Origin of the sequence: Denitrificimonas caeni DSM 24390 (assembly GCF_000421765.1) — a bacterium.
GTDB classification, from domain to species: Bacteria; Pseudomonadota; Gammaproteobacteria; order Pseudomonadales; family Pseudomonadaceae; genus Denitrificimonas; species Denitrificimonas caeni.
On record NZ_ATXQ01000001.1, the window covers coordinates 260212 to 274522 of the forward strand.

General features: G+C 50.0%; 15 protein-coding genes. 6 read left to right on the forward strand and 9 right to left on the reverse strand.

The features are described 5' to 3' along the window. Nucleotides 1-6: 6 nt before the first annotated feature. Nucleotides 7-276 carry a hypothetical protein gene (locus tag H591_RS0101215; protein ID WP_022965116.1) on the reverse strand — a complete coding sequence of 90 codons (270 nt, stop codon included), beginning with the start codon at nt 274-276 and terminating at the stop codon, nt 7-9. Nucleotides 277-436: 160 nt separating this feature from the next. Between H591_RS0101215 and H591_RS0101220 the strand changes: the two genes are divergently transcribed. Next, nucleotides 437-673 carry a PA4570 family protein gene (locus H591_RS0101220; protein ID WP_022965117.1) on the forward strand — a complete coding sequence of 79 codons (237 nt, stop codon included), beginning with the start codon at nt 437-439 and terminating at the stop codon, nt 671-673. A gap of 11 nt (nt 674-684) precedes the next feature. Here the strand turns inward: H591_RS0101220 and H591_RS0101225 are convergent, their stop codons facing one another. Continuing rightward, nucleotides 685-1305 carry an FKBP-type peptidyl-prolyl cis-trans isomerase gene (locus tag H591_RS0101225; RefSeq protein WP_022965118.1) on the reverse strand — a complete coding sequence of 207 codons (621 nt, stop codon included), beginning with the start codon at nt 1303-1305 and terminating at the stop codon, nt 685-687. 132 nt (nt 1306-1437) lie between these two features. Here H591_RS0101225 and H591_RS0101230 point away from each other — a divergent pair, with 132 nt between their 5' ends. The 5 genes from H591_RS0101230 (at nt 1438) to H591_RS0101250 (ending at nt 7001) form a co-directional block, all read left to right on the forward strand. After that, on the forward strand, nt 1438-1980 hold the full coding sequence (locus tag H591_RS0101230) for a DUF4136 domain-containing protein (protein ID WP_022965119.1): 543 nt from the start codon (nt 1438-1440) through the stop codon (nt 1978-1980). 84 nt (nt 1981-2064) lie between these two features. Continuing rightward, nucleotides 2065-2517, forward strand: coding sequence for a DMT family transporter (locus H591_RS0101235; protein ID WP_022965120.1), 453 nt, complete (start codon nt 2065-2067; stop codon nt 2515-2517). 144 nt (nt 2518-2661) lie between these two features. After that, complete coding sequence (gene dsbD, locus H591_RS0101240; RefSeq protein WP_022965121.1) at nt 2662-4446, forward strand: protein-disulfide reductase DsbD; 1785 nt, start codon at nt 2662-2664, stop codon at nt 4444-4446. A gap of 228 nt (nt 4447-4674) precedes the next feature. Continuing rightward, nucleotides 4675-4992, forward strand: a complete 318-nt coding sequence (locus H591_RS0101245) for a DUF2388 domain-containing protein (RefSeq protein ID WP_022965122.1) — start codon at nt 4675-4677, stop codon at nt 4990-4992. Nucleotides 4993-5066: 74 nt separating this feature from the next. After that, nucleotides 5067-7001 (forward strand): DUF7844 domain-containing protein, encoded by a 1935-nt coding sequence (locus tag H591_RS0101250; protein WP_022965123.1) that lies wholly within the window; start codon nt 5067-5069, stop codon nt 6999-7001. A gap of 215 nt (nt 7002-7216) precedes the next feature. On the opposite strand, the gene dnaB is transcribed toward H591_RS0101250, so the two are convergent. The 7 genes from dnaB to rnr all read right to left on the reverse strand — a co-directional run bounded on the left by dnaB (nt 7217) and on the right by rnr (nt 14205). Then, nucleotides 7217-8611, reverse strand: a complete 1395-nt coding sequence (dnaB, locus tag H591_RS0101255) for a replicative DNA helicase (RefSeq protein ID WP_022965124.1) — start codon at nt 8609-8611, stop codon at nt 7217-7219. Between the two features lie 124 nt (nt 8612-8735). Beyond that, a complete protein-coding gene (gene rplI / locus H591_RS0101260) occupies nt 8736-9182 on the reverse strand; it encodes a 50S ribosomal protein L9 (protein WP_022965125.1) in 447 nt (148 codons plus the stop codon). Nucleotides 9183-9203: 21 nt separating this feature from the next. Continuing rightward, nucleotides 9204-10097 carry a YybS family protein gene (locus H591_RS0101265; protein ID WP_022965126.1) on the reverse strand — a complete coding sequence of 298 codons (894 nt, stop codon included), beginning with the start codon at nt 10095-10097 and terminating at the stop codon, nt 9204-9206. 35 nt (nt 10098-10132) lie between these two features. Beyond that, complete coding sequence (rpsR, locus tag H591_RS0101270) at nt 10133-10363, reverse strand: 30S ribosomal protein S18 (RefSeq protein WP_022965127.1); 231 nt, start codon at nt 10361-10363, stop codon at nt 10133-10135. Nucleotides 10364-10391: 28 nt separating this feature from the next. After that, a complete protein-coding gene (rpsF, locus tag H591_RS0101275; protein WP_022965128.1) occupies nt 10392-10811 on the reverse strand; it encodes a 30S ribosomal protein S6 in 420 nt (139 codons plus the stop codon). A 168-nt stretch (nt 10812-10979) separates the two neighbouring features. Beyond that, the gene (rlmB, locus tag H591_RS0101280; RefSeq protein ID WP_022965129.1) at nt 10980-11738 is read right to left on the reverse strand and encodes a 23S rRNA (guanosine(2251)-2'-O)-methyltransferase RlmB; all 759 of its coding nucleotides are present in this window, start codon (nt 11736-11738) and stop codon (nt 10980-10982) included. Then, nucleotides 11731-14205 (reverse strand): ribonuclease R, encoded by a 2475-nt coding sequence (gene rnr, locus H591_RS0101285; protein WP_022965130.1) that lies wholly within the window; start codon nt 14203-14205, stop codon nt 11731-11733. Before rnr ends, rlmB begins: the two co-directional genes overlap by 8 nt. Between the last annotated feature and the right edge of the window lie 106 nt (nt 14206-14311).

Genomic DNA, 14311 nt, shown 5'->3' on the forward strand with positions numbered 1-14311 from the left:
CCAGCATCAACCGCCGCAACCGCCGCAGCAACCACCTGCCGGGTGAGTCAGTTTGCGCAACAAAATGGCCTGCAAAGCACTACGCTGTTGCTCCAGTAATTCCGCAGTTTCAGCACTCACAGTTTCACCACCACTTTTGATCGTGGCAAGGCGCGCAGCCAATTGCTGATATTCATCGGCTTGGCGAGCAAATTTTGGGTCATCATCACACAAATCCAACAGATCTTGCGCGAGTTCGGGGGCATCAATAATCAATGGGTGGGTAGCAGTTGTCATCAGAAAGCTCCTATGCGTGATGTTCGTAAAAACAATACAACGCTTCCTAGCAATCTCTCTTGATTGCAGTCAAGGGCTTAAAATTACAAATATCTTGCACTAGAAGCAAATGAGAAGTATTCTCATTTAAACCTTAATTCTATTACTCGAGGACACCACTATGACTTATTTTATCGACGCCTGGCTGGATCGCCCACAACCTTACTTGCGCATTATTAATCGCTTAACAGGCAATGTCTGTGTACAAATCGAAGGGAAGGATTTAGAAGAGTTGCGCGAGCAAGGTGTGCTCGACAGCAATGATTTAAACAGCCCAGAGCCTTTAGTGATTAAAGAGCAAGTGCGGCAGTTATTCTTAATCTGCTATGCCCAAGCAGCGCGCTCGGGCACAGCGTGATCACAGGATGCTTAAGCAACAACGTCCAGTAATTCAACATCAAACACTAGAGTGCTGTGTGCAGGAATGCTACCGACTGATTGGCCACCGTAGGCCAACTCACTTGGTACGTATAAGCGCCATTTGCTACCACAGTTCATCAATTGCAGGGCTTCAGTCCAACCAGCGATCACGCCAGAGACTGGAAACTCCGCAGGCTCGCCACGCTGATATGAACTGTCGAACACAGAACCGTCAATTAACGTGCCGTGGTAATGGGTACGTACTGTGCTGTCACGCGTCGGCTGTGCGCCGTCACCGCTATTGATCACTTCGTACTGCAAGCCTGAAGGTAATGTGGTTACGCCTTCTTTCTTAGCATTTTCTTGTAAGAACTCAACACCTTCAGAGGCAGCAGCTTTTGCTTTAATTTCAGCTTCTGCTTCCATACGCTCACGGATCACAGTGAAACTGGCATTCAGATCTTCGCCTGAAACAGCACTTGGCTGGCCCTGGAAAGCAGCGCTTAAACCGGCAATGACCGCATCAATGCTGATACCTGGTGGTGGGTTTTGACGCAGCTGATCACCCATTTGACGACCGATACCATAGCTTACTCGTGCTTCATCAGTGCTCAGATTTACTTCAGACATGCATGCCTCCATTGGCAATAAAAACCGCACGAGGCGGTGGAATTAAACTCAATATAAGCGCAGTATCCTAACAGAGCCTTATAAAAAACCCGAGTTAAAACCGCACTAAGTGCTACTTTCAGGGAGAGTTTTATGTTCAGTCGCTATCTATTACTGATCAGTGTACTGGCCCTTAGCGCTTGCCAAAACCAAGCGCTGGTCGAATTGGATTACCAGCCTGAGCAAAACTTTCAAGCATTGCAAAGTTGGCAATGGGCTGAGCCGGCCGTTGAATTTTTACCTAAATCAGCCGAAGTGCGCAGTGACTTAGATGCCGAGCGAGTACGCAATGCCATCAGCCAACAATTGCTGCAACAAGGTTTGCCACAAAGTAACGAGGCACCGCTGCAAGTACGTGCATGGCTGATTACCGAGCAACAGCAACAACGTTCACAAGTGATGCAAAACGACTACTGGGGCAGCGTCTGGGGACCTTCTTTGCGCGTAGAAAACTATGACATCACTTACACCACGCAGAAATTACAAATTGATATGTTAGACAGCCGTACACAGAAACTGATTTGGCGCGGCAGCGATAGCTGGGTGCTACCGGCACAGCGGACGAACCCTCAGGTGCGAGAGGCGAAAATTCGCACTTATGTTCAGCGCATCCTGCAACACTTCCCGCCTCAGTAAAGCCATAAAAACGCCACAAAAACGTCTTAAAGCAGCCGTTTTTGTGGCACTATAGCGCTTTATAATTGCGTGCCAAGGTTATTTATGTCTCCGCAAATTTACTGGACCCTGCTGGCTATGGCATTTATTTCCGGTGCCTTTATGCCCTTGCAAGCTGGTATCAATGGCCTGCTCGCCAAAGAAGTCTCCAGTGTCTTAAATGCTGCAACGATTTCTTTTTCCGTAGGAACTGCTGCGTTGTTAATTTTAGCGTTCTGGCAGCGTGATACGGTCAGTTTGAGTAGCTTTAAAAGCTTGCACTGGTGGCACTGGGCTGGCGGCTTACTTGGCGCATTTTTCGTATTTACTGCAGCATTTGTCGCACCACGCATTGGCGCTCTGCTGTTTATGGCTCTGGTGCTACTGGGGCAACTGAGCAGCGCAGTGTTTCTCGATCATCAAGGTTGGGTGGGTTACAAAGAGATTCCGATCAACTTCGGCAAAGTTGCCGGATTGCTGCTGGTTTTGAGTGGCATCTGGGTCATTCGCCGCAGCTGAACTTCTACTTTATGCTCAGCACTGCGCGCATAGCGCTCGCCACAGCACAACAGCAAGTGACATAAAGCAGCAGCGCGAGCTAAATACTGCAGTCTCAGCACCCTCTCGGTTATGATGGTGTCAATTGGAATATGTGAGTCAATTATGCGCGCTTTATTATTTACCCTTATTTGCCTATTACACATCCCCGCTTATGCTGGCTTATTTGATCAAGCCAGCACATCAACCAGCAACGTGTTCAATAACAGCAGTGACTTCTTACCTGTTGAGCAAGCCTTTAAAGTCCAGGCGCTGGAAAATTCTGACGGCAGCGTGGCGATTCGTTTTAGTAACGCACAAGGCTATTACCTCTATCGGCACCGTCTATCCTTTAGTACAGACACAGCTGGCGTAAGTTTTGGCGATGCGCAACTGCCTGATGGTATGGCTCGTAGTGATGAGTTTTTTGGTGATATCGAGGCGTATTACGGCACCTTAGATATTACTTTGCCGGTCGATAATCCAGACAATCTGCCTTACACCCTAGACGTTGGTTATCAAGGCTGCGCCGATAAAGGCTTATGCTATCCACCTGAAGTTCACTCCTTTGCACTCAACAGCCCGATCAGCAGCGCGTCATCGGCATGGACGTGGCAAGAAATCGCCTTATTTTTTCTCGCTGGTTTAGGTCTCACCTTCACCCCTTGCGTGCTACCTATGCTGCCAATTCTGACTGGAGTAGTACTGCGCGGCCAGATTGGCGGCACCCGTGGCTTTGCTCTATCCAGCGTGTATGTGGTGTCGATGGCTCTGTGCTTTGCCCTGCTAGGCGCATTAATGGGGATGTTTGGTGCTGAACTGAACATCCAAGCTCGTCTGCAATCACCATGGGTCTTAGTGCCTTTTGCGGCGTTCTTTGCACTGTTTGCTTTAGCAATGTTTGGCCTGTTTGAAATGCGTTTGCCGCAGTTTATCAGCGGACCATTGAATACTTTATCTAGCAAAACCAGTGGCGGCTCTTTACTCGGTGCGGCCTTACTCGGGGTGTTTTCTAGCCTATTAGTCTCGCCTTGCGTCTCGGCACCTTTAGCTGCGGCGTTGCTGTATATCAGCGCCAGCGGTGACGCTGTAGGCGGCGGCCTCAAACTCTTGGCTCTAGGCTTAGGCATGGGCGCACCCTTGGTGTTATTTGCCACTGGCGGCGGCTCAATCCTGCCCAAGTCGGGCGCTTGGATGGTGGCGGTGCGCAACGGTTTTGGTGTAATGCTTTTAGCGGTTGCGTTGTGGCTGCTTGATCGTGTTTTACCTGAGCAAATCACTTTAATGCTGTGGGGAGCGCTAGCAGCTGGAGTTGCCATTCAACTTGGCACTTTAGAGTTCAGCAAAAAATCAACAATACAAAAAATGGCGCAACTGCTTGGTTTAGCTTTACTGATCTATGCACTGTCAGCTTGGGTCGGCGCACTGCAGGGCCAGACCAATCCACTGCAGCCGCTAGGTCAGCCAAACAGCACAAGCGCCGGCGTGTTTAATAACAGCGTCAGCTCGCTCAACAGCAGCGCCCCTGCTTCAGGCCCTGCATGGCAAACCATCACTGCCGTTACTGCTTTGCAAGCGCAACTAGAACAAGCCAAGCAAGCCGGTCAGCCCGCAGTGGTTGATTGGTATGCGGACTGGTGCATCAGCTGCAAAATCATCGAGCGCAATGTACTGGAGCACCCACAGGTACGCGAACTGTTTGCCCAAGGTAACTACCAATTACTGCGTTTGGATATTACTGAGAACACCGCTGAACACCGCGCCCTGCTCAATCAATTCAAACTCTTTGGTCCGCCTGTGATTCAGTTCTTCGCCCCTAATGGTGACGAGCTAGAGCAGTTACGCGTGGTTGGCGAAATAGAGGCTCCAGACTTTATCGAGCGCCTCCAGCGAGCAAAATCACTACTTTAAACCGGTCCAAGGATTTGCTCCGACAGAGCCAAGCGATAACCAGCTGAGCTGCAAGGTAGCACCGTTTAAATCAATAGAGTTATCAGTTAGCCAAGCATTTACCTACAGCGGGACATGCTTGGCTATAGAAGAACATTTCCTAGCGTCCACTGCGTTGACGACTACTCTGGGTCGGCGCGGTTATGCTATATTTCGCAATTACTATATCTGCTACTCAAGGAAATCCCGATGCTACGTTTCTCTTTATTTGTTGCCGCTGGCGTTCTTAGCATTGCCAGCAGCGCTTACGCCAGCAGCCTCATCGCCACCTCGGATTCTATCGGCGCATCGCTGGTCAACACTGTGGATGCTAGCAGTGACGCGACCTCATCCATCGGCGATGACAAAGTCGTACTTGACGCTCGTGATGACGCAGCCAGTTTCGTTGGCAGTGAAGGCAGCATACGCGGCGCTCACTTAGAAGCCGCTCTAACACATATCCGCCAAACTCTACCCAATCTTGAAGCAACTGACATGCAACTGGCAGAGGCAATTCTTGCACGTTGAGTAAAATCCAGGGGTGCATTATCGCAAAACTGCACGCGGGCCTATTGCATACAACGTCATCAGTCTGCAGTGCAGTGTTGCTTGTCGGTTTGCTGCTGCTCAGCGCTCCTATCCAGGCCGCACTGCAACTGCGGCTTGACCAGCCAGACCTGAACGATCAGCAAAGACAGATCACCCTGCAACTGTTGAATAACGCTTTCGATAGTTTGCCCCCGCTAATGATTAAACAGCTTGATCGACAGGTATCTGTGAGCTGGAGCGACAACCTCCCATCGGCGGTTATGGGTCGCGCCACTCCCGGCGGTAAGATAAAACTGAATCGACGCTGGCTGCCAGCCTTGGTGACCGGCCATAGTGAGGGGCTTGCCCCTGACCGCCAGCATGGCACACTTCAGAATGAGCTCAAGGCGACGCTGCTACATGAACTTGGCCACCTCTATGACCAAGGCCGTTTCTGGCCTGCCGCCGAGCGTCAGCTTCTGCAGCGCTGCCGCTCCAGTCAAAAAACCCAAGGCAAGATTGGACTGCCTCGTCAATGCCGCGGGCAAACTGAAAGACGCTTTACACTTAGTGACGCCCCGCGGCTGCTGGATCTGGCCGGCTGGCCGGAACAGGTCGGCCAGCGTGGTCAGCGGGAAACAATCAATCGGCAGCTGGATCGCAGCGTCGACATCTATGAGTTCTATAGCCCGCAGGAATTTGTTGCGGTCAATCTCGAGTATTTTTTGCTAGATCCGGAATACGGCTGCCGCCGCCCCGCACTAAAGACCTTCTTCCACCAGCACTTCGGCTGGGAGCCCTCGCATACAACCGATTGTGCCAGTGCTCTTCCCTACATGAATGCTAGCTTGGATGCGAATCAACCAGCCCTGGGATGGCTTGATCCAGCACGTATTTACCAGGTGCACTACCTGCTGGCCGAGCCAGACCAGACTTGGGCCAGCCGCTGGGGACATAGCATGCTGCGACTGGTAATCTGCGCACCCGGACGACCGCTTAGTCCCGACTGCATGCTGGACCTTGAACACCACTTGGTACTGTCCTACCGCGCCTTCGTGGATGATGTCCAACTGTCGAGTTGGGACGGACTGACCGGCGTTTACCCCTCTCGCCTGTTTATCCTGCCGCTGAACCAAGTGCTCGATGAGTACACCAAAGCCGAGATGCGCAGTCTTAGCTCGGTGCCTTTGAACATGACTAGGGAAGAGCAAATCGGCCTGGCCATTCAAGCCGCCAGCCAACATTGGAGTTATGACGGAAACTATTACTTCGTCAGCAATAACTGCGCAGTGGAAACCCTAAAATTGCTGCGCAGCGGCAGCGATCATCACCAGTTACGCGACCTAGACAGCTACACTCCAACCGGGCTGCTACAGATATTAGAGGCACGCGGTCTGGCCAATTACGCCCCCCTTATAAACCGCGACGAAGCCCTGCGTCAGGGCTATTACTTCGCCTCGTACCGCAATCGCTACGAACAGATGTTTGCAGTAGTACGTGCCAACCTGAACGTACCGCAGAAGAGTATTGATGACTGGCTGGCACTCAGTGCCGATCAGCGCCAAGCATGGCTACCACAAGCCAATCAGCGCGCGGCGGCAGCTTTGCTATTGCTTGAACAGGCGGCACTACGCCAGTACATCCACGTTATTCAGCACGACTTGAAAAAGCGTTATTTGGCCGACGACGGTACTAATGATGGGCTTAGTGAAGCGGGCCGACTGATGCAGGAACTGATAACAGACAGCAGCTTCCTCAGCCGACCGGCAGATCTTCTTAGTGATGGTTACGGGATACCCCAAGCCGCAGAGCGTGACCTACTAGAAAGCTCCGCTAGACAGCGCCACGGCAGCTTGCTTACTACTGCAGACCAGTTGGACAATCGGCTGCGCGCAATGCTTAGCGTAAAACAGCAGCAGGAGCTGGACGGCACCCAACACAATATTGAGCTGCTTAGTGGGCACCTGCGGCAATTGCATCGTGAGGCAGGAGGATTAGTGTTGCCGTAACCTCCCCTTACCAATCCTGATCGCGCAACGTGGCTGGGGTTTTGATCATCGAACTGGGCAGACATCAGCATCCTATTGCCAAACCATCTACGTTCTTATCAGCCGACAATCTAATAGCCCTATTAAAAAGAGAGTATCAACGTGACAGGACATTGCTAGATTGAAAAGATGCTGATTTAAAGACGCTTAGGTTTATTCAGCACGAGCAGCTGTAATCAATCATCATCAAACTGATAACTGCCCGCCGCCAAATTATCAAAACGGGTGTACTTGCCTTGGAAAGCTAAGCGCACAGTACCAATCGGGCCGTTACGTTGCTTACCAATAATCACTTCCGCCACACCTTTGTATTCCGTTTCGGGGTGATACACCTCGTCACGGTAAACAAACATAATCACGTCAGCATCTTGCTCGATCGCTCCTGACTCACGTAAGTCAGAGTTAATAGGACGCTTGTTGGGACGCTGCTCTAGCGAGCGGTTCAACTGAGACAGTGCTACCACTGGGCAGTTAAACTCTTTGGCCAAAGCTTTTAACGATCGAGAAATCTCCGAAATCTCGTTGGTACGGTTTTCTCCACCACTGCCACCAATCTGCATCAATTGCAGGTAGTCGACCATAATTAAACCAATCTCGCCATGCTCACGCGCCAAGCGTCGAGTCCGCGCACGCATATCAGAAGGACTGATACCAGCCGAGTCATCAATAAATAACTTACGCTCTTGCAGTAAATTCACTGCAGAGGTCAGACGCGGCCAATCATCTTCATCAAGACGGCCCGAACGCACTTTAGTTTGGTCAATGCGCCCCAGTGAAGACAGCATCCGCATCACCAAGGATTCCGCCGGCATCTCTAAAGAAAAAACTAAAATAGATTTTTCTGAGCGCATCAATGCGTTTTCGACCAAGTTCATCGCAAAGGTGGTTTTACCCATCGATGGACGACCAGCAACGATAATTAAGTCAGCCGGTTGTAAACCACTGGTTTTTTCATCTAAATCGGTAAAGCCTGTGGAAATACCGGTGATCGCCTCATCACTGTTAAACAGCGTATCAATGGTATCGATGACATTGGCCAGCAACTGATTGAGGCCAACAGGACCGCCAGTTTTTGGTCTTGCTTCGGCGATCTGGAAAATTTTGCGTTCAGCTTCATCAAGAATGTCACTGCCGCTTTTACCTTGCGGTGAGTAAGCACTGTCAGCAATATCATTACTGATACTGATCAACTGACGTAACGTGGCACGCTCACGAATAATTTGCGCATAGGCTTTAATATTGGCTACAGAAGGGGTGTTTTTCGCCAACTCACCTAAGTAAGCCAATCCACCTATCTGACTGAGCTGCCCTTCCTGATCCAGTTGCTCAGATAGGGTGACGACGTCAAAGGGTGCATTACGCTCTGCTAGACGCGCCACAGCACGGAAAATCAGACGGTGATCGTGTCGATAGAAATCGCCATCCGATACCTGATCTAGTACTCGCTCCCAAGCGTTATTATCCAGCATCAAACCGCCCAGCACCGATTGTTCAGCTTCCACTGAATGCGGCGGCACTTTCAGCGCAGCGGTCTCTAAATCATACTGTTGGGGGACGTCAATTTCGCTCATGCAATACACTCAATTTTGTAACCAAGGCTGGATTCTACCTGCTATTAAACAACAAAAGGCACGCATCTATACAGATAACGTGCCTTTTGTACCACCAGTTAACCTGAGTTAACCGATAGGGCGATTAGCCTGCAACTACAATCAATTTGACTGTAGCTTCAACGTCAGTGTGCAAATGCACAGTAACGTCGTATTCGCCAGTCTGGCGAATAGTGCCGTAAGGCAAGCGGATTTCGCTTTTGTTAACAGCAACGCCTGAAGCAGTCAGTGCATCAGCAATATCGTGAGTACCGATAGAACCGAATAACTTGCCTTCGTCACCTGTGTTAGCAGTGATAGTCACTTCCAACTCAGACAATTGAGCAGCACGTACTTCTGCTTCTGCACGCTTCTCGGCAGCAGCTTTTTCAAGCTCCGCACGACGCGCTTCAAAAGCTGCAACGTTTGCTGCAGTTGCAGCCGTTGCTTTGCGTTGTGGCAATAAAAAGTTACGACCGTAACCGGACTTAACATTTACTTTGTCGCCCAGGTCGCCTAAATTTGCGACTTTCTCTAGCAGGATGACTTCCATTTGAGTCTCACCTCTTGAATTTCAACGTTCACCGTTCGCAGCATCAGAATCATTTTTCTGATTCTTTAAGCCACGAAAATCAAAAACACTATCAACAATAGCCAGTACCAATAACAACGGATAAATCAGCTGCGTAAACAGCACTATCGCAACATATAAACCAATCAACCAAAAACTGCCTAAGCGGTATTTAGCGACCAATCCATGCATGATGGCTAAGCCTGTGAACATCAGTGGCACACTGCACAATGGCGTTAAAACTGCAGCCTGTATCCCGAGGCTTGGCGCGAACAACATACCAAACACTAGGGGGAACACTATCACCGCTGGTAGACGCAATCGTTGAAACTCTTGCGCAAACCCACCAGGGTTATATAAAACTGCTTGCCAATAACGCGCAAGTATCACACTGAACACACAAAGCAATTGCAGTACTGCGGCCATCAATCCAGTCAAGACTGGCACAATCAAGCTTTCTAACTGCAGCACCTGCTCAGCCGATAACTGCTCATAAAACCCTGAGAGCATTTTTGGCATTGCCGTGTTGAGCTCTGCAGCTAAACTGGCAAGGGGTTGAGCAAATGCAGCACCCAGCGCCCAAGCAAAAAACACTCCAATCAAAATACTTGCAAGCAAGACTTTTGACCAAGACGACGTTACCCGCAACACCTGTGCTAAACCTAAAGCCCCTAAAACACCTAATAAGGGTCTTGGGTCATCCAGGTAAGCCCACATTAATGCGGGAAGTACAGCCCAAATAATTAAACTAAGTGAATTATTTAAGCCGCGTCGCAACAACACTAAACTTGCAGCTGCAGCGCTGAGCCAAAACATCATTGGCACAACAGCTGCAAAAACCATCACCACGATGGCTTGCACACGCCCACGCATAATAAATTCAGCGAGTCTACGCATGCATTAACCTATCCATTATCCGATACAGCCAAAAATCAATTGTTGTGACTGTCGGTGTATGGCAGCAGAGCTAAAAAGCGCGCGCGTTTGATCGCGGTTGACAATTGGCGCTGATATTTAGCTTTAGTGCCAGTAATACGGCTCGGTACAATCTTGCCAGTTTCTGATACGTAGGCTTTCAATGTATTCAAATCTTTGTAATCGATTTCTTTTACATCTTCAGCTGTGAAACGGCAGAATTTGCGGCGGCGAAAAAAACGTGCCATGACAGTGGCTCCTCAATTAGCTCTAGGATTACTCATCAACATCGTTGTCACTGTCGTCGTCACCGTCTTCATCGGTGTCTTCAGCAGTGTCAGGACGTTCACGACGCTCACGACGCTCGTTACGGTTCTCTTCAGCCTTCAACATCTCAGACTGTTCAGTAACCGCTTCATCGCGACGAATGATCAAGTTGCGCAATACGGCATCGTTGTAGCGGAAACTGTCTTCCAGTTCTGCTAAAGCTTTGCTGCTGCACTCAACGTTGAGCAAGATGTAGTGAGCTTTATGGATATCATCAATTGCGTAAGCTAATTGACGACGGCCCCAGTCTTCTTGACGATGAACTTGACCACCATCTTCTTCGATCAGTTTGGTATAACGCTCAACCATACCGCCGACTTGTTCGCTTTGATCCGGGTGGACCAAGAACACTATTTCGTAATGACGCATAGATGCTCCTTACGGGTTGTAGCCTGCCGCACTCTGCGGTCAGACAAGGAGTGGATAAAATTTGCATGCTACATACCGCTCATGCAGTACCTGCAATGCAAGGGGCGACATTCTAAAGAAGCGCGCCCTGCTAAGCAAGGTAAGTCTAATAAAAGACTGATTTGCGCGCTAAACGGCGCGACTTTTAGGATTCAGACGCTGACGTTGAGCTTCAAACAAGCACACGCCAGTCGCTACTGAAACGTTGAGACTGCTGACACTGCCCTGCATTGGCAAATGCACCAAGTAGTCACAATGCTCGCGGGTTAAGCGACGCATACCAGTGCCTTCTGCACCCATCACGAGAATCAAAGGCCCAGTCATATCTTGCTGATACAAGGTTTGCTCTGCATCACCTGCCGTACCCACCACCCAAAGACCTTTTTGACGCAACTTTTCTAGCGCTCGCGCCAAATTCGTTACAGCGACTAAAGGCACGACTTCCGCAGCACCACAAGCAACTTTACGCACTGTGGAGTTGAGGGTTGCCGATTTATCTTTAGGGATGATCACCGCATGCACGCCTGCTGCATCAGCAGTACGCAAGCACGCGCCAAGGTTATGCGGATCGGTCACGCCATCCAGCACCAACAATAATGGCGGTACTTCTAAGCGATCCAGCAGTTCATCAAGCATTTGCTCGCCCCAGATTTGACTGGGACTCACTTTTGCTAAAACACCTTGATGCACGCCATCAACCTGCTCATCCATCTCGCGACGGCTGATGGTATTGCTTTGCACGCGCGCCTCATCGGCTAAATCGCGCAAAATCTGGATACGTGGATCACTACGACCGTCGGCTAAAATAAGCTGTTTAACACGCTTAGGGTGGTGACGTAGCAAGGCTTCAACCGCATGCACACCATAAACGTTTTCTAGATCACTCATAATGCCCTGCCTTAGTTGACTTACTCACCACTTTCCTTTTGCGACTCTTGGCTTTAGGTTTACTTTTTACTGCCGCATCTGGACTTTTCGCCGAGCTATCACTCTTCGCACCAGCAGCACTCTTAGCTTTACCGCCAGCAGCTTTTTTACCGCCTTTAGCTTGCTGGCCTTTCTTCGGCGCAGACACTGGATGCTTATCGGTGTTAGCACCGGCCTGACTCATTTCAAAGTCAATTTTGCGCTCATCCAGATCAACACGGGCAACAATGACTTCAACCGTATCGCCTAAGCGATAGCTGCGACCACTGCGCTCACCGGTTAAACGGTGGTGCAATGGATCAAACTGGTAGTAATCGCCCGGTAAAGCGGTGACGTGCACCAAACCCTCAACGTAAATATCGGTGAGTTCAACAAACAAACCAAAACCTGTAACCGAGGTGACTACGCCAGCAAAGGTGTCGCCCACACGATCCAACATAAACTCACATTTGAGCCACGTCACTACATCACGGGTCGCTTCATCAGCACGGCGCTCAGTTAACGACACATCCACACCAATCTGCTCTAAGCTCGGCAAATCGTAAGGGTAAATGCGCGCTTTCGGCATTGCGCTGGCACCCACACGCTGCACGTGCTCGGTTTCTTTACGCGAACGAATCACGCTGCGTACTGCGCGATGATTGAGCAAGTCAGCGTAACGACGAATCGGCGAAGTAAAGTGAGTGTAAGCCTCATAATTAAGACCAAAGTGGCCGTTATTATCAGGGCTGTAGACTGCTTGACTTAACGAGCGCAGCATGACGGTTTGGATCAATTGGAAATCAGGACGCTCACGTACCGACTCCAACAACAGTAAGTAATCTTTTGGCGTTGGATCGCCTTTGCCACGATTGAGGGTCAGACCCAGCTCAGTTAAGAAGCCGCGTAACTTTTCTAATTTCTCCGCAGGCGGGCCATCATGCACACGGTACAAGCCATCCATCTCGTGATCTTGTAAAAAGCTCGCCATCGCGACGTTAGCGCAGAGCATGCACTCTTCAATCAGTTTGTGCGCATCATTACGCTCAGTCGGTAAAATCTCAGCGATTTTACGATCTTGGCCAAACACTATACGGGTTTCACGGGTTTCAAAGTCAATGGCACCACGCACATGGCGTTGTTTCTGCAGTGCTTTGTACACCGCATACAACTGTTTTAGGTCACCCGCAATGCTCGCGTGCTCCGCCAACAACTGTTTACCTTCAGCGCTGCGCGGACGCTCTAGCATGGCACTGACGGCATCATAGGTCAGGCGTGCATGGGACTGAATCACTGCCTCATAAAACTGATAGCCGATCATTTTTCCAGAACGCGCCAAGGTAATCTCACAGACCATCGCTAAGCGATCGACATGCGGATTCAGTGAACACAGTCCATTGGACAGCTCTTCTGGCAGCATCGGAATCACGCGCTCAGGGAAGTACACTGAGTTACCGCGAATCATCGCCTCAGCATCGAGAGCAGAATCGACTTTTACGTAATGTGAAACATCAGCAATCGCTACATACAAACGCCAGCCGCCAGTGACTAACTGCGTAGCACTACCACTGCGTGGTTCGCAATAGACCGCATCATCAAAGTCACGCGCATCTGCACCATCAATGGTAACGAACGGCAAATGGCGTAAATCAACGCGCTTTTCTTTATCTTTCTCTTCCACTTCCGACTTAAAACGCTTGGCATCTTTAAGCACCGCGTCAGGCCAAACATTTGGAATATCATAGTTACGCAACGCCACTTCAATTTCCATGCCAGGCGCCATGTATTCACCTAACACTTCAACGATATTGCCTTGCGCTTGAAAACGTGAGGTTGGCCAGTGGGTAATCGCCACTTCAACCAACTGCCCTACTTGCGCGCCACCGGAACGGCCTGGGCTGATTAAGACTTCTTGCTGCATTTTTTTGTTGTCGGGCAAGACAAAGCCAATGCCGTTTTCTTCGTTATAACGACCAACAATCGACTCATGCGCACGCATCACCACTTCAGCAATCGCACCTTCACGACGACCACGCTTATCAAAGCCCACCACGCGAGCTAAAGCACGGTCACCATCAAAGACTAAACGCATCTGTGTGGGGCTTAGAAATAAATCATCACCGCCAGCATCTGGAATTAAAAAACCAAAGCCATCGCGGTGACCACTGACACGTCCTACCACTAAGTCCAGTTTATCTACCGGTGCATACGCACCACGGCGGGTATATACCACTTGCGCATCACGCTCCATTGCGCGTAAGCGACGGCGTAACGCTTCGATATCTTCTTCTGTTGTTAAACCAAATTCCGCTGCCAATTGCTCACGGGCTGCAGGCGCACCGCGCTCGGCCAAGTGATGTAAAATCAGCTCTCTGCTAGGAATAGGATTGTCGTATTTTTCCGCTTCGCGCGCGGCCTCAGGGTCGAGGGATTGCCAATCGGCTGTCAAATTAAATTCACCTTACTTTTTAAAAATAGATGGTGAAATGAATAATTGTTCAGTTCACCGTATTGCGCCTCTAATTTAACAGATTTTTTAGCGCTCGGGGGTTTAC